General features: G+C 41.0%; 13 protein-coding genes, 1 tRNA gene and 1 other RNA gene. 13 read left to right on the forward strand and 2 right to left on the reverse strand.

The window, feature by feature from the left end; translation table 11 throughout:
• The first annotated feature begins 547 nt into the window (after nt 1–547).
• The gene (locus L1267_RS10620) at nt 548–1,432 is read left to right on the forward strand and encodes a phage integrase N-terminal domain-containing protein (RefSeq protein ID WP_235382784.1); all 885 of its coding nucleotides are present in this window, start codon (nt 548–550) and stop codon (nt 1,430–1,432) included.
• Nucleotides 1,433–1,458: 26 nt separating this feature from the next.
• On the opposite strand, the gene L1267_RS10625 is transcribed toward L1267_RS10620, so the two are convergent.
• Nucleotides 1,459–1,659 (reverse strand): hypothetical protein, encoded by a 201-nt coding sequence (locus tag L1267_RS10625; RefSeq protein ID WP_235382785.1) that lies wholly within the window; start codon nt 1,657–1,659, stop codon nt 1,459–1,461.
• Nucleotides 1,660–1,728: 69 nt separating this feature from the next.
• Between L1267_RS10625 and L1267_RS10630 the strand changes: the two genes are divergently transcribed.
• From L1267_RS10630 to L1267_RS10660, 7 genes are all read left to right on the forward strand, one after another.
• On the forward strand, nt 1,729–1,926 hold the full coding sequence (locus L1267_RS10630; RefSeq protein ID WP_235382786.1) for a hypothetical protein: 198 nt from the start codon (nt 1,729–1,731) through the stop codon (nt 1,924–1,926).
• Nucleotides 1,927–2,180: 254 nt separating this feature from the next.
• Nucleotides 2,181–2,411, forward strand: coding sequence for a DUF4224 domain-containing protein (locus tag L1267_RS10635; RefSeq protein WP_054551308.1), 231 nt, complete (start codon nt 2,181–2,183; stop codon nt 2,409–2,411).
• 4 nt (nt 2,412–2,415) lie between these two features.
• The gene (locus L1267_RS10640) at nt 2,416–3,504 is read left to right on the forward strand and encodes a tyrosine-type recombinase/integrase (protein ID WP_235382787.1); all 1,089 of its coding nucleotides are present in this window, start codon (nt 2,416–2,418) and stop codon (nt 3,502–3,504) included.
• Between the two features lie 148 nt (nt 3,505–3,652).
• A tRNA-Phe gene (locus L1267_RS10645) sits at nt 3,653–3,723 on the forward strand.
• Nucleotides 3,724–4,149: 426 nt separating this feature from the next.
• Entirely contained in the window at nt 4,150–5,556 is a 1,407-nt protein-coding gene (locus L1267_RS10650) for an efflux transporter outer membrane subunit (protein ID WP_199526742.1), read from the forward strand.
• Nucleotides 5,557–5,558: 2 nt separating this feature from the next.
• On the forward strand, nt 5,559–6,797 hold the full coding sequence (locus L1267_RS10655) for an efflux RND transporter periplasmic adaptor subunit (protein WP_135925812.1): 1,239 nt from the start codon (nt 5,559–5,561) through the stop codon (nt 6,795–6,797).
• Nucleotides 6,797–9,877 carry an efflux RND transporter permease subunit gene (locus L1267_RS10660; RefSeq protein ID WP_235382788.1) on the forward strand — a complete coding sequence of 1,027 codons (3,081 nt, stop codon included), beginning with the start codon at nt 6,797–6,799 and terminating at the stop codon, nt 9,875–9,877. The genes L1267_RS10655 and L1267_RS10660 overlap by 1 nt, the downstream gene beginning before the upstream one ends.
• Before the next feature lie 407 nt (nt 9,878–10,284).
• On the opposite strand, the gene ssrS is transcribed toward L1267_RS10660, so the two are convergent.
• Nucleotides 10,285–10,468, reverse strand: a non-coding RNA gene (gene ssrS, locus L1267_RS10665) — 6S RNA.
• A gap of 194 nt (nt 10,469–10,662) precedes the next feature.
• Between ssrS and L1267_RS10670 the strand changes: the two genes are divergently transcribed.
• From L1267_RS10670 to nagP, 5 genes are all read left to right on the forward strand, one after another.
• Complete coding sequence (locus L1267_RS10670) at nt 10,663–11,226, forward strand: UPF0149 family protein (RefSeq protein WP_135925810.1); 564 nt, start codon at nt 10,663–10,665, stop codon at nt 11,224–11,226.
• 20 nt (nt 11,227–11,246) lie between these two features.
• Nucleotides 11,247–12,572: a Xaa-Pro aminopeptidase gene (gene pepP, locus L1267_RS10675; RefSeq protein WP_235382789.1), complete on the forward strand. Its 1,326-nt coding sequence runs from the start codon at nt 11,247–11,249 to the stop codon at nt 12,570–12,572.
• Between the two features lie 8 nt (nt 12,573–12,580).
• Nucleotides 12,581–13,762 carry a 2-octaprenyl-6-methoxyphenyl hydroxylase gene (gene ubiH / locus L1267_RS10680; RefSeq protein WP_235382790.1) on the forward strand — a complete coding sequence of 394 codons (1,182 nt, stop codon included), beginning with the start codon at nt 12,581–12,583 and terminating at the stop codon, nt 13,760–13,762.
• Nucleotides 13,759–14,925: an FAD-dependent monooxygenase gene (locus L1267_RS10685; protein ID WP_235382791.1), complete on the forward strand. Its 1,167-nt coding sequence runs from the start codon at nt 13,759–13,761 to the stop codon at nt 14,923–14,925. Before ubiH ends, L1267_RS10685 begins: the two co-directional genes overlap by 4 nt.
• A gap of 208 nt (nt 14,926–15,133) precedes the next feature.
• A complete protein-coding gene (gene nagP / locus L1267_RS10690; protein WP_055198117.1) occupies nt 15,134–16,438 on the forward strand; it encodes an N-acetylglucosamine MFS transporter NagP in 1,305 nt (434 codons plus the stop codon).
• Nucleotides 16,439–16,643 lie beyond the last annotated feature (205 nt).

A 16,643-nucleotide genomic window follows, 5' to 3' on the forward strand; every position in this document is an offset into this window, starting at 1 on the left:
GCAATAGGGGAGTGACGCGGTGGGCAAACCCAGCCGTACCAACAGGCTTATTACTTTTGTTGAAGTTACGGGCGGGTTATGCCATTATCAAATTACTTATTTAACGAGGCCTTTGGTCATCGTATCTTTAAACAAAGCTTTCAGCTTTGTCATTTCGAAAAGCTACCAATGTGATGTAGCTATAAGCCAAAAAGTTAACTTTTCTTAATCAATAGCTAGTGCTTTATTGCATTAGCTTGATTTAATTTTGTGTATACAAAATTCATGAAGAATTACTTTTATGGCGCTAAAAAAGGAGACCTGTTATCACTTAACTAACTAGTGCAAAGCACACTTTATTTGCGTTTTATTATGTACGCCCAACAGGGAAACATTTAAGGCGAGGCTATTTCGGCCATTTTGAACTTTGTGCCTCTATTCGTATTCATACGAAAATTGTACGCTCCAACGTGCAATTGGCATTTAAAACTTACCTTTTGGAGTAATAGGTTCAATTAGTTAGTTAAGTGCATAACAGGTATTTTAAATCATCACTAACTGGTGGCTTATGAGTAACTTAAAGTACCAACTACAAGGCTTAATGTTAAGAAATCAAGATGGTAGCTACAGCACACAGGCTGGGCGTAAAAAAGCGTTAGTGCAACTTGCTGCACAACTTAAAGAAGGTGGGTTTCGATTAAAGTCAGTTCATTCATTAAAACCAAAACACGTAAATTACCTGATAGAGCGTTGGCAAGCTGAAAAGCTTTCGCCAGGAACAATTAAAAACCGCATTGGGCACATTAGATGGTGGGCTGAAAAAGTCGGAAAATCATCGATGCTGCCAAAATCAAATAACAGTGCAAACCAAGCAATATCACTTAACTTAGAAAAGCGCAGTTACATTCCAACTGATTCAAAAGCCAAAGAGCTAGACTTAGCTAAGCTCGAAAAAATAACAGATCACTACGTGCAGTTATCACTAAAGCTTCAGTTAGAGTTTGGGCTTCGTAGAGAAGAAGCCATTAAATTTAAGCCTAATTTTGCCATACGTGGAGAACAACTCGTTTTAAAATCATCGTGGACTAAAGGTGGCCGTCCAAGGACTTTACCAATCAGAACTGAATCTCAGCGCGCGTTATTAAAAGAAATACAGCAAACTGTTGGTGGTGGTGCATTGATCAGGCCTGATAAAAATTACAAGCAACAATTAAAAAGCTACGAATGGCAAATAAGCCGTGTTGGCCTAGATAAAAATCATGGATTACGCCACATGTATGCCCAAAAACGTTACTTGGAACTAACAGGTAGACAAGCACCAATTAGCGGTGGTCTAAAAAGCAAAGAATTAACAGCAGAACAAAAAGTTATTGATAAAGAAGCAAGATTGCAAATATCAAGCGAGCTAGGGCATAGCCGTGAGCAGATCACGGTAATCTACTTAGGGCGTTGACTTTTTAAAGATTAAGTCAAGGGTTATCAGTCACCACTCAAATCAGAAATTCTTGTGCCCATTGATGACCCTGTCAAAGTTTCAGCGCTGCCATCTGCGTTAGTATATAGTGACTTTGAGCTTGGTTCATAAATATCAAATTCACCTTCGTATGAGTCTTCAGGCAATGGCTCACATAAAACATCAATAGCAACTTCTGAAGCTTTTAATAGAAAATCAATGAACATAAATTTTACCTAAATGGTGAAGGTGTTTATATTAAATATATATTAAATTCAACGAAGTGAAAGGTGAATATGGAAAAATATTACTACTCAAAGCAGCATGAGTTCTTTGTTTGCTACCAATCAGAGAATGAAATAACTAATGACATCGAAATGGAAGCATTTATGGCTTCTAGCCTTGAATTTGGCATTGGACTCAGTAAAAAAAGTGCTCTTGAAGATCTAAACTTCAACCTTGCTGGAATTGGTACTATAAAACTTCATAGTTAACTCCCGCCTAATAATGTTTGCTATTTAAAAAATGGCAAACTATATTAAAAAAGCTGAAAAATGATGGAAATTGTTAGAAATCAGCAAATATTCAGTGAGGCCTTAGGTCATCATGCTTTAAGTCGCCACGCATTAGCTGCGTGAGCAAATCAAGAGTTAATTATTACCAAACAGATAATTTCCGTTTGGAATTAGAGTTTTTTTGATTATTCGGTTGCTAAAAGTGACTGGAAACTTAATAGTGTGAGAAACCTATGAGCTTATTCCTTTCCAAAGAAGAAATTGTTGAACTTACTGGTAGAAAACAACGCCAGAAGCAAGTTGAGCAACTTACCGCAATGCGTATTACCTTTACCTTAGATGCTTTTGGCTGGCCAAAAGTGTTACGTAAATCTATTGAAGCTGAACTAGGCGCAAGCCCAAACCAGCGAAATTCTAATAATAGTTCTATCTTTAAATACACTGAGTTGAATTTAGAGGATTAGAAATATGGGTAGAAAGCGTTCACCTGAAAATCAAAATCTACCCAGAGGAATGATCTATAACAAAAAAGCTGACACTTATTATTTAAGAGCGGCTGAGCAAAAAGATATTCGACTAGGTAAAACCATACATGAAGCCTTTAGAAATTATTATGCTTACGCAGAAATAAACTATGAATGCCGCACAATGTTCGACTTGATAAATAGGTATATGAAAGAAGTTTCACCGACTAAAGCTAAAGATACACACAAAAGCAACATTGCAGCAGCTAAGAACCTTATTAAACGATTTGGCTCAATGAACCCTACTATGGTTAGGGCACGTCATGCCTATCAGTACTTAGATTTGAGAGCTAGAGAGGGCGCACCTGTTAGAGGAAATCGTGAATTTGCCTTACTAAGCACTATAATGACCCATGCTGTACGGTGGGGAATAATTGATTGCACTCCTTTTAATGGAATAATCAGAAATCCTGAGAGGCCTCGAGATAGACTCGTTTTAGATGAAGAAATAGATGTCTTTTTTAAATATTGTCCACGCTGGCTTCAGCTATACATCGAGCTTAAGCTTGCAACAGGTTTAAGGCAAACAGATATGATCAACCTAAGCAGCAAAGATTGGTGTGAAAATGAAGGGTTGAAAGTGCAAACGTCAAAAACCAAAGTAAGGATTCAATATAATTATTGTGATTATTTAGCTAACTTGGTTTCTGAATTAAAAGAAATAAATGGTTACCGCAACGTAGCAAAGAGGCGTATGCCAATACTTCATTGGTACTTCTTTGCATCCCATGCTAATTCTAAGCGAGATAAACCGTTAACTGCATCAGGAATCAGAACTGCGTGGAATAAAGCGATGACTAATGCGTTAGCAAGTGGTGAATTAAAACCAGAGCAACGATTTCAAGAACGAGATCTTAGGGCTAAAGCTGCAAGTGATTGTGAAAGTATTGCTCAAGCGTCTGAATTGCTAGGTCACTCTAATCTTGGAACAACTAAAAGGGTGTACAGAAGAGGGTATGCTAAAGTTGAAGCTTTAAAGCCTGATGCAGAGAAAGGTATTGATATTAAACAAAGGATTGAAAAAGAGCGTTAAAAAAGGCATCATCAATAGGTTGAATTTGTTTAGTTAGTTTAAAATCTATAAGTACATAAAAACATTATATTTTTAACTAAACAACAAAGAATTTATTAACTAGACGAAAATTATAGGAAAATTTTTGTAATTAAGTTTAGTAAAAACAATATTTTAGGTGTTATATAGCGTGGGTTGAAAATCCTCGTGTCGGTGGTTCGATTCCGCCTCTGGGCACCATTGATTCAAGGCCTCGCAATCGCGAGGCTTTTTTGTTTCTGTTTCCTTGTAGGTTGGGTAGAACGGAGTGAAACCCAACGAACTCAGAGTTATCAGCCATCAGATTTAAAATATACGAGTTAGCAAGGAGAAAGAGTAAAGTTAGCAAGTTACAAGGAACTAGACTCGAGAAGTTGGAGGCGTTTCAACGCCGAACTCGTAGCAGCGGGTTTACCCCGTGTTATCAAATTAAATTCTTCACCATTTAAACCATTTCTATGCGGTATAAAATCGCTACAATTTTGTAAACTCGCAGCTTATCCCTATTTTTCTACAGTTCATCCTTACCAAATACCAGACTGTGTAATGTTATGTAAAGTCAGTTGAGCAAAACTTAAGGTAGTGCTTGAATTACAATCATAAATAGATGTTTTTCAGGTTTTTAGAATGAATTGGCAATATAAGCCGAGTTTATTGGCTTTAAGTGTAATTTTGCTAAGTGCATGTGCAAGCCAGACGACTCATAATGAACGAGTCGCTGAGCTTGAGGCCTTACCAAGTACATGGCAGCAATTACCTACGGACAACAAAATTCTTGCTGTTGAAGATAATTGGTTGCAGCAGTTACAGGACCCTCAAGTTTTTAATTTAGTGGAGCAAGCATTAGCCCATAACCAAGCAATTTTACAAGCAGGTTATGATGTGGCGATTAAAGAGCAACAGCTTATTGCTGCTGGGGCCGATTTATGGCCAAGCCTTGATTTATCAACACGAGCGAGCCGTAGTAAAGATAATCGCCCTGTTAGTTATAACAACGCTAGTTCTGCATCATTAGAATTAAGCTACGAAGTTGATTTATGGGGCAAATTATCGGCCTCTGAACGGCAAGCAAACCTGGAATATTTAGCTGAAAAAGCCACATTTTCGCAAAGCAAACAACAATTAGTAGCTGATGTGGTTTCGGGTTGGTTTGATGTAATTACTAACCACAAATTACTTGAACTATATAAGCAGCGCGAACAAAACGCCGAGAAAAACTTAGATATTATTGAGTCGGGTTATCGTCAAGGTTTAAATGAAGCGCTTGACGTTTACCTTGCCCGTAATGAGCTAAATACTGAGCGCTCGAATATTGCTGCACAGCAAGCTACCTTAACTAAATCAATTCGTGATTTAGAGCGTTTAACAGGCCAATATCCTGCTGGGGCATTATCGGTTAGTGCCGATTTGCCACTACTTGAGAATACAATTCCTTTGGGTTTACCTTCAGAGCTTATCACCCGCAAACCAGCGTTAATGGCAAGCTGGTATCAGTTGTTAAGTACTGATGCAGGACTTGCTTACGCGCACAAACAACGTTTTCCGAGCTTAAATCTTTCAGCATCTATCAGTGATAGCACAGATAGAGTGAGTGATTTATTTTCGCCTTCAAGCTTAGCTTGGTCACTGATAGGTAGTATTTCAATGCCGCTTTTTGAAGGTGGTCGCTTAAAAGCCAATGAAGAGCAGGCAAGGCTTAGCGTTAAACGTCAGGAGCAAGCTTACCTTGCCACACTCTATGATGCATTTAATGAAGTTGAAACTGCAATCAGCCAAGAGCAAGCCTTGAAAGTGCGTTATGAAAAAACCTTAGAAGCACAAGAAAATGCAATTGCCGCAGAGCGTTTGTCTTTTGAGCAATATCAAAGTGGTTTAGTAACATACACGACAGTGCTTGATGCGCAAGATCGCTCTTTTAACGCGCAAAGCTCTGTTATCGAACTCAAAAACCAACTTATTAAAAATAGAATCAACTTACACATTGCCCTTGGCGGTGACTTTAGTGAAGCAAATAGCGAAGTAGCAGAGCAATAATCATGAATACTAAGACACGTAAAATATTAATTCCAGTTATTGTCATTGTCGTGACGGTATTACTCGTCATGTTTATTAAAGGTAACCCGCCGCAAGCAAATCGTTTTTCTTCACCACCGAAAGCGAAAGTAAATGTGGCTGTTAAAACCTTAACGCCAGAAACTTATCAAGTGATGATTGATAGTTTTGGTACCGTAAAACCGCGAACGCAAAGTATGTTAGTCGCGCAAGCATCAGGGCAAATTATTGAAATAAGTGAGCAATTTCGCGAAGGTGGCTTTTTTGAAAAAGGCGATGTGTTGTTGCGATTAGATGATAGAGATCACCGTGCCGAAGTAAAATCAGCGCAAGCGGCCTTATTAACAGCCGAGCAGGGTTTACTTGAAGAACAGGCTCGTGGTCGGCAGGCCGAAACTGACTGGAAGCGCTTAGGTAAAGGTGAGCAAGCAAGTAGCTTGGTACTTCGTAAACCACAATTAGCAGCAGCCGAAGCCAGTGTGTTGTCTGCGCAAGCGACACTTGAAAAAGCGAAACTTGATTTAGAGCGTACAAAGATCACAGCACCATATGCGGGTCGTGTTTTAAGTCGTAGCGTTGATTTAGGCCAAGTGGTGAGTAATAACATGGAGCTTGCCAGTATTTATGCTATCGATAGAGTTGAGATCCGTTTACCAATCAAAAATAAAGACTTACCGTTTATTAATTTGCCAGAGCAATTTCGTGATGGGGCTAAAAATAGCGCGGGTTCATTAGTTGAATTCAGCTCAGACCTTGTTGGTAAACAGCATTGGCAAGGTCAAGTTATTCGTACTGAAGGCGCTATAGATGAAAATGCGCAGCAGCTTTATGTGGTTGCGCAAATTAACGACCCTTATAAAGCCACGACTGTGAATCAGTATCCAATTAAAATTGGTCAGTACATCAAAGCACAAATTACTGGTAAAGCTATTGAAAATGCCATTGTGATCCCAAATAGCGCAATTTACCAAGGCACCTATGTTTACGTAGAAGAGCAGGGTGTACTGCGTCGTAAAAATATTGCACTTGCTTGGCAAAACGCTAACCAAGCTGTTGTCGCTGATGGTTTGTCTGCAGGCGATAACTTGGTGATTACACCGCTTGGTCAAGTGAGTTCTGGTACGCAAGTTACCGTTATGGGTAGCGAAGAGTATCAGGCAACCAGAGGAAAAGCTAAGCGTTCAAGCAATCAACAGCCGCCTAAAGAGCAAGGAGCGCAATAATGATTGCTTGGTTTACAAAGAATCATGTTGCAGCAAACTTATTGCTGATCAGCATTTTATTAGCGGGTTTATTTAGCGTTTCGACGCAAATACCACTTGAAGTGTTTCCATCGTTTGAGTCTGACCGAATTAGTGTCAGTGTATCACTTCGAGGATCAACTCCTGAAGATGTTGAAAAAGGGGTATCAATTCGCATAGAAGAAGCGGTGCAAGATCTTGAGGGAGTTAAGCGTATCACTAGCCGCTCTTCTGAAGGTTCTTCTTCGGTAAGTATTGAAGTTGAGACTGGGTATGATCCTAGGGAGCTTTTGGCTGACATTAAAAGCCGAGTAGATGCAATTAACACCTTTCCCGTCGATGCTGAAAAACCAATAGTTTCGCTTGCTGAATGGAAGCGAGAAGTAATTGCCGTTTCTGTTTCAAGTATTTATGGCGAAAAAGAAACCCTTGAATACGCAGAAACCGTGCGTGATGAACTACTGCGTTTACCAAGTGTAACTCAAGTTGAGCTAAGTGGGGTTCGTGATTACGAAATAGCAATAGAGGTGAGCCAAGATACCTTACGCCAGTATGATTTAAGCTTAGCTGACATATCATCAGCAATTCGCAATTCTAGTACTGATGTATCAGCCGGTAACTTAAAAACAGAAGGGGGTGATGTACTCATCCGCTCGAAAGGCCAAGCTTATCGCAAAGATGAATTTGCTAATATAGTGGTAAAAAACCAAGCTGATGGCACAATTATTCGTTTAGGTGACATTGCTCGTATTAGCGATGATTTTGAAGAAACCCCTGTTCGCACTCGCTTTAATGGTAAGCAAGCTGCATTTATTGATGTGTATCGTATTGGCCCGCAAAGTGCGATTGAAGTTGCTGATGCGGTAAAAAATTACATAACTGAGCATCAGAGCCAACTACCAGAAGGGTTTGAGTTAAGTTATTGGGATGATGACTCAGAAGTTGTAAAAAGCCGAATAGCAACGCTTACCAGTAACGCAATTCAGGGCGGAATTTTAGTCCTTGCGCTACTCACCTTATTCTTGCGTCCTGCCATAGCATTTTGGGTATTTATTGGGATCCCTGTGTCGTTCATGGGCGCGTTTTTAATGATGCCAATATTTGGTATCACACTTAATGTAATCAGCTTATTTGGTTTTATTTTGGTGCTAGGTATTGTTGTTGACGATGCCATTGTGACCGGTGAAAACGTCTACACCCATTTAAAAACTGCAGAGAGTGGTGAGCAAGCCGCTATTCGTGGAACGCAAGAAGTGGCAACTCCAGTCACCTTTGGTGTACTTACAACCGTTGCGGCATTTTTACCTCTCGCTTTTATTGAAGGTGCTCGAGGCGCCATTTTTGCACAAATTCCTGTCGTGGTTATTCCTGTTTTACTGTTCTCTTTGATTGAGTCTAAGTTTGTATTACCAGCACACTTAAAATACTTAAAGTTACGCCATGAAAAAGGCGAACCATCGAAACTAGAGCGCCTTCAACAGCGTTTTGCCGATGGCTTTGAACACGCAATAATGAAGTATTACCAACCATTATTGAATCTAGCTTTAAAGAATAAAATGGCTACGGTTAGCTTATTTGTTGGGATTTTTGTAATTATTGTTACCTTGATCACAAGTGGTTGGACTAAATTTACCTTTTTCCCGCGTATTCCAAGTGAAACTGTACGTGCATCCGTAACTTTCCCTGCCGGAACACCGTTTGAAGTGACCAATAAATACGTCATTAAAATGTCAGACAAGGCAAAAGAGTTACAAGATAAATACCGTGATGAAGACGGTCAAAGTGTGATTCTAAATATTTTGGCAACCACAGGTGGCCGTGGTGGTTCGTCAAATACCGGTAGTGTTAGATTTGAGATCATGCCGGCAGAAAAGCGTGATTCAGATATAGGCTCACGAGAGCTTGCCAGCGAATGGCGTGATCTTATCGGTATTATACCGGGAGCTGAGAGTGTCACTTTCCGTGCTGAGTTTGGCCGAACATCTAGCCCGATTGATGTACAGCTAAGCGGTAGCTCAATCGACACCCTCGAAGCAGTTGCTGAAAAAGTTAAAGTGCGTTTATCGACGTATCCAACTGTGTACGAAATAGCCGATAGCATGTCAGATGGTAAAGAAGAGCTACAAATTGAGCTGACAGAGCAGGGGTTAGCGCTTGGATTAAACCGTGTTGATGTATCGCAGCAAGTGCGTAACTCGTTTTTTGGTGCGCAGGTGCAGCGCATTCAACGTGGGCGCGACGATGTGCGGGTAATGGTGCGCTTACCGATTGAAGAGCGTCGCTCGGTTGCAGACTTAAAAGACATACTTATTAAAACACCTGCTGGTGGGACTGTGCCGCTTTCGCATGTGGCTACTTTAGTGCCGGGGCAAAGCCCATCGTCTATTTACCGTATTGACCGCTATCGAACATTGAATGTTACAGCTGATGTTGAAAAATCAAATACCAATATGACGGTACTACAAGCAGACTTAAAAACTTACTTAGATGAGCTAATGGTGCAATACCCAGGTGTTGATTACACACTCGAAGGCGAAGCCAAAGAGCAGCGAGAGTCATTTGGTTCATTGGCTTGGGGCCTCGTGTTTGTATTCTTTATTATTTATGCGTTATTAGCGATACCGTTTAAATCGTATACTCAGCCATTGATCGTGATGAGTGTTACTCCGTTTGGCATGATAGGTGCGGTAATGGGCCACTGGGTAATGGGTATGGAGTTAACCATTATGAGCTTACTTGGCATGTTAGCCTTGATAGGCGTGGTAGTGAATGACTCACTGGTACTGGTTGATTTTATCAATAAGAAGCGTGAAGAAGGCGGTGACTTACTTGAAACTGTTAAGGTTGCAGGGGCAGCACGTTTCCGCCCAGTTATGTTAACCAGTTTAACCACCTTTATTGGTTTAATGCCATTGCTATTTGAAAAAGCAACGCAAGCACAATTCCTTATTCCTATGGCGGTAAGCCTTGGCTTTGGGATTATCTTCGCAACGCTTATCACCTTGCTATTAGTGCCAGTTAATTACCTATTAATGGAGCGCTTTCAGGGATGGTTTAAGTAGGGGCGATAGGTTGAAAACATGTGTGTTGGGTAGAGTGAAATGAAACCCAACACACAGGAGCTATCAGCTTTCAGCCGTCAGCTATCAGAAAAACAAACAAGTTAGCGAGTTAGCAAGGGGAAAGAGTAAAGTTAACGAGTTTCGAGATGTAGGAAGCGTTTCAACGCCGAAAACTAAAATTTCTTGTAAAGGGAAATATAGGGAAAGTATTGATAACTTGAAACTAAATAATACCGTAGGCGTGAAATTTATTTCACGCGAATAATAATAAGTTTTGTATTAGAGAAAAACTAAGGGAAGGTATTGGTAGCTTGTAGCTTGTAGCTTGTAGCTTGTAGCTTGTAGCTTGTAGCTTGTAGCTTGTAGCTTGTAGCTTGTAGCTTGTAGCTTGTAACTAAATAGAAATGGTGTTCCCCAAGTATGCGGTGCCCGGTGTCAGTCCTGAAACCTTGAGGTTTCAGGGCGGGGATCTGCGGTCTACCGTAGGCTTCTCGGTACATGCCGAGCTTGCACAATAGTAAACGAACAGAAACCCTAACATAAAATTTATCGGCTCAGGGACTTAACCAAGCTCCTGCACCCTAGGGAACACCTTCAGTATATAAGACAAGTTTCAATCCTTAAACCATAGAAGCAAAAAAAGCGGATCGTTCGCGTAGTTTTTCCCCACCTTTAACTGCTTATTTACTTTTCAGATTGCTTTTTGACCTCAATCATACAATTAATTGGAGTTGCGATTTATCGAGTGGTAGCATGACGTTACTTAGCCGAACAAAGAAAAAGTTATGAGCACGTTACCTGATTACCAACAAGCCCAATTGTTATTAGAAAAAAATGAAATTTTTGTCGCACCGTCAGAAGCCCATGGTGTGATAAGTGGTTTATTAGCCTGTGGCATCAATATTGAAGCCGATGAATACTTAGGTTTATTAAGTGATGTATTCAACGATGGCCAAGCTTTTAGTAAAGATTTAAAAGCATTTTTTGCTGATGTATATTCTCAGGTTGTTGCCAGTTTTAGTGATGAAGAATTTCAGTTTGACCTATTTTTACCAAGCGATGATGAAACGCTGATCGATTTAGCCAATGGCTTAGTATCTTGGGTATCGGGTTTTATGCTTGGTTTTGGTTTAAAACAAAAAGATTACGGCAAGTTATCAGCTGATGTGAAAGAAGTGATCAGCGACTTTAGTGAAATTACCCGCCTAGACACCATGTTTGAAGAGACCGAAGAAGACAGCCAAGCACTGCACGAAGTGATTGAGTATGTGCGTGTTTCTGCATTGTTATGTTTTGCTGAGCTAGGTAAAGAGCCAGTGGGAAAAAGCACTAAAAAGACCCTTCACTAATCAAATTACAGAGGTTTAGCATGTCGTCTATTGCTATCGATAAAGCTGAATTCAAAGCCCGTCGTGAGCGCTTGCTTGCGATGATGGATAAAAACAGCGTGGCTATTATTCCAGCTGCAGGAGAAGTAACACGCAGCCGTGATACTGAATATGCATTTCGCCAAGACAGTGATTTTTTCTACCTAACAGGGTTTAACGAACCTGATGCAGTTTTAGTGCTTTGCCCGTCAAGCGATACACCAAGTACGCTTATTTGTCGTAACAAAGACAAACTAGCTGAAATTTGGCATGGCCGTCGAATTGGCTTCGAAAAAGCTAAATCTGAGTACTTATTCGACGCAACGTGCCCACTTAGTGAACTAGATGAACAATTATTAGATTTGGTGAACGGCCAGCAGATTTTATTTTATGCACAAGGTACTTACGCAAATTTCGATGCAAAAATTTGGGATTTATTAAGCACACTTCGCAGCGCACCTAAAAAAGGCTATAAAGCCCCACATACCATTAAAGATATTCGTGGTTTAGTGCATGAGATGCGTTTGTTTAAATCTGATGCAGAATTAAACATTATGCGCACAGCGTGCGAAATTAGTGCACAAGGCCATATTCGCGCTATGCAGTTTGCCAAACCAGGCGCAACTGAATACCAATTAGAAGCAGAGCTTCATCATCATTATGCAATGAATGGTGCTCGTCACCCTGCTTATGGCACGATTGTCGGCAGTGGCGACAATGCCAATATTTTGCACTACACACAAAATGATGCTGAGCTAAAAGATGGCGATTTAGTATTAATTGATTCTGGCTGTGAACTTGAAGGTTATGCGGCAGATATTACACGCACCTTCCCAATTAATGGCAAATTTAGCGAACCACAAGCGGCGCTTTACAACATTGTATTAGCAGCCCAAGAAGCAGCATTTAGCCAAGTTAAGCCGGGCGGTAGTTTATCTAAAGCCAATGAATTAGCCTCAACAGTATTAACGCAAGGGCTTATTGATTTAGGCATTTTAACCGGCGAGCTTGATGAGCTTATGGCAAAACAAGCATGCAAAGCATTTTACATGCATGGTCTTGGTCATTGGTTAGGATTAGACGTACACGATGTTGGCGAATACAAGCTTGATGAAAAAGAGCGCGTATTTGAGCCGGGCATGGTGCTAACTATCGAACCGGGTTTATATATTAGCGAAGATGCAAAAGCACCAGAGCAATATAAAGGCATCGGTATTCGTATTGAAGATAACTTACTTGTCACTGAAGATGGCCATGAAAACCTGACCATTTCGGTTCCTAAAACCATTAGTGACATTGAAGCAGTGATGCAAGCAAATAAAGGCTAGGAGCAAGCGTGGCAAAGCAGTTTGATGTTGTCATTATCGGCGGTGGAATGGCGGGAGCAAGTTGTGCTCTGGGCCTAAAACAGAGCAATAATCAGTTATCAATCGCTGTAATTGAAGCAAATGAAGTAAGCGCAGACTATCACCCAAGCTTTGATGATAGAAGCATTGCGCTGGCTCAGCAGTCTGTTCAGTACTTAAAATCAATCAATGCGTTTGATTGCCAAGCGTCATTTGCAGCAGCGATTGAAAAAGTAACCGTATCTGATCGTGGTCATTTTGGTAAAACGCATATTGATTGCCAAGAATATGGTCATGATGCCCTTGGCTATGTGGTTGAAGTGAATCCATTTGGGCGTAGTCTTCACCAGCAACTTACTCGTACAGATGTTAGTTTGTTTTGCCCAGATACGGTTGCCAAGCTTGAATACCAAAGCAACTGTGCCATCATCACGCTAAACTCTGGCGAGCAGTTAAGCGCAAAACTTGTGGTGATTGCCGATGGCGCTCATTCGCAAAGTCGTAAACTGGCTAATATTGAGTTTAATACTCGCGCTTATCAGCAAGCGGCAATTATTGCCAACATCGAAGTGGCTGGTGGTCATCATCATCATGCCTTTGAGCGCTTTACCGAGCACGGCCCAATGGCACTGTTGCCAATGAGTAACAATCGATACTCACTGGTATGGTGTATGGAGCCTGAGCAAATTGAGCACCATATGGCACTTGAAGATGATGCCTTTTTAGCTGCGCTGCAAAAAGCATTTGGTTATTGCGGTGGCTCATTTAGTAAAGTGGGTATGCGTGCAAGTTATCCGCTTGTGTACGGTAAAGCCGAATCACTGAGCAACCACCGTACAGTATTAATTGGTAATGCAGGCCATGCAATCCACCCAATTGCCGGACAGGGCTTTAATTTAGGGCTACGTGATGTGCAATTATTGTGTGATATGGCAAATAGAAGCGACCTTGGTGATTACGCTTTTACTCGTTATTACAGCCAAACTCGCAGTAAAGATATTACTACCGTGATGACACTCACAGACAGCCTAGTGCGTTTGTTCTCAAACTCATCACGATTGCTTGCGCTTGGTCGCAACATTGGTCTTTTCTCAATGGATTTATTCTCCTCGTTAAAAACCCCACTGGCAAAACAGCTTATGGGTCAGGTTAAGCAAGGTAAACGGATATGAAACAAGCACAAGTTTGTATTGTCGGTGGTGGCTGTGTTGGCCTTACGCTAGCACTTGGTTTAGCAAAAGCAGATATCAGCGTTGTGGTGATTGATGCGAGTAAAAATCAAACTTTACCGGGTGATGATTACGCACTTCGCGTGAGCGCATTAAGCCTAGCTAGTCAGGGCTTATTTGAGTCATTAAATGTATGGCCAGAGATCATTAAACAACGTGCTACATCGTATACCTCGATGGATGTACGTGATCAAGACAGCTTTGGCAAAATTCATTTTGATCATAACGATCTCGATTTGCCGCAGTTAGGTCATATCGTTGAAAATGACATTATTCGCTACGCTTTAATTAGCGAACTTGAAAAGCAAAGTAATGCCACTTTATTATTCGAAACCCGCTACCAGCAAATTCATCAAACTGATTCTGATGTGTTTATTACTCTTGAAAGCGGCGAGCCTGTGATTGCTAAGTTATTAGTGGCGGCTGATGGGGCTAACTCGGCTATTCGCAAGCAGTTCAATATGCCAATTACTTTTAAAGATTATGACCATCACGCCATTGTTGCCACGGTTAAAACTGCTGCTGAGCATAACAACACGGCACGCCAAGTGTTTTTGCCAACCGGGCCGCTGGCGTTTTTACCCTTGCCAGATAAACATACGCACTCAATAGTTTGGTCAACAAGCCCAGAGCATTGCGACACACTTTTAGCGCTTGATGATAGCCACTTTAATAAAGCGGTTATGGCAGCACTCGATGGCCAATGTGGTTTATGTGAAGTGCAAAGTGAGCGCATGGCGTTTCCACTTAAGATGCGTTATGCCCAGCAGTGGGTGTCGGGCAAAGTGGTTTTAATGGGCGATGCAGCGCATACCATTCATCCATTAGCCGGTTTAGGCATGAACCTTGGCCTTAAAGACGCCGCCTATTTAATTGAGCTATTAAGTAACGAGCAAGGTGAATTTGCAAGTGCACGCACGCTGCGTGATTATGAACGTACTCGTAAGCTTGATGCACAAAAACACATTGCCATGATGCAAGGCTTAAAAGAGTTATTTGCAGGCGCTAACCCACTGAAAAAACTCGTACGTGGTGTTGGTTTAAGCCTTGTAGACAACCTTGGCCCAATTAAACATTTGTTCGCCAAAGAAGCAATTGGTAAATAACGCCTAACTAGTTGTTACTATTTAGTTTAAGCCGCAGCTAAGCAATTAGCTGCGGCTTTTTTGGACTTATATGAATGCAAAATGATAGCGCTGTCATTTTTGTTAGTGTATGATTAAATTTTTGTGATTGGTATGGAAATTGAACAGCTCTGTTGAGTTGTATACTAGATTCCAACCAAATAAAAATAATTAAACTAAGAGAACAATTATGGAAGCAACGGTTGAGTGTGACAACAACACAAAACAAAGCATCTGGCTGCCAATGGTATTGGCCGGCTCAATGTTTTTTATCTTAGGGTGTATAACGTGGCTTAATGGTGCAATTACACCATTTTTGCAGCAAATGCTTGAGCTTTCGCCGTTACAAGCTTCGTTTATCATCTCTTCTTTTTATATTGCGGTAACAGTTGCCGGTATCCCATCGGCTATGCTGATTAAACGCGTTGGTTATAAGAATGGTATGGCGATTGGCTGTGCGATTATGGCTTTATCTGCGCTGATGTATATTCCGGCTGCAAAACTGCAAATGATCGAAATCTTCTTGTTCGCACAGTTAATGATAGGTGTTGGACAAACCGTATTACAAACCGCTGTTAACCCATACGTGGTTAAAATGGGATCTGAGAAATCAGCCGCTGTGCGGGTGTGTATCATGGGCTTATTAAACAAATTTGCGGGTGTTATTGTGCCTGTTATTTTTGCCGCTGTAGTTGTAAGCGGTGTTGTTGATGGTGCTGGTAAATTATCGCAAGAGCAAAAAGACATTATGGCAAATAGCCTTATCATGCCTTATGTATTGATTGCTGCGTTAATTATGTTATTTGCAGCCTTTGCCAAATTTGCACCATTGCCTGATTTAGTATTTGATGAAGACGAAACATCCAACGGCAAAGGCGAAATTAAAGAAACCCTAGCACACCCTCACTTAGTTTTAGGTGTAGTGGGTATTGCGCTATACGTTGCTGTTGAAGTTATTGCAGCAGACACCATTGGCTCGTACGCATTACAAATTGGCGTTGCTGATTATTCAGTTATGACCTCTTACACCATGGCGTGTATGTTGATTGGTTACGCAATTGGTATTTTAACTATTCCACGCTTTATGAGCCAACAAACGGCGTTATTAATGTCGGGTATTGCCGGTATTATTACCGTGTTGTTAGTGGTGCTTGGCAGTAATGACTCGTTCATTATTTCAAACCTATTATTAGTGCCATTTGGTGGCCCACAATTACCAGACCCATTGTTATGCATTGCGTTACTAGGCTTTGCTAATGCTATGGTTTGGCCTGCAATTTGGCCACTGGCTTTAGCTGGCTTAGGTCGCTTAACAGGCACCGCATCAGGCTTATTGATCATGGGTATTGCTGGTGGTGCACTAGGTCCATTACTAATCGGTTTAGGAAACGTAGCAGGCCTTGGCGCACAAGGTGCTTACATCGTTATGATCCCAAGTTATGTATTCATTTTATTCTACGCCTTAAAAGGCCATAAGATGAGAAGCTGGAAGTAACCCAGCAAACTGATTTTTCAAGTTAGACAAAGCCGCGGTACGCCCATCATCGCGGCTTTTTTGTGTGTAAAAATTAGTGAGTTTCGAGTTAGCAAGGGGAAAGGGACGAGATACGAGGTGTAGGAGGCGTTTTAACGTCGAAAAAATGGAGATATTAGATATCAGTGGTTAGAAGTTAGATTAGATTGTGCCTGCGCATAGTTAA

The sequence above is a fragment of the Pseudoalteromonas sp. OFAV1 genome, assembly GCF_021532595.1.
Classification (GTDB): Bacteria; Pseudomonadota; Gammaproteobacteria; order Enterobacterales; family Alteromonadaceae; genus Pseudoalteromonas; species Pseudoalteromonas lipolytica_C.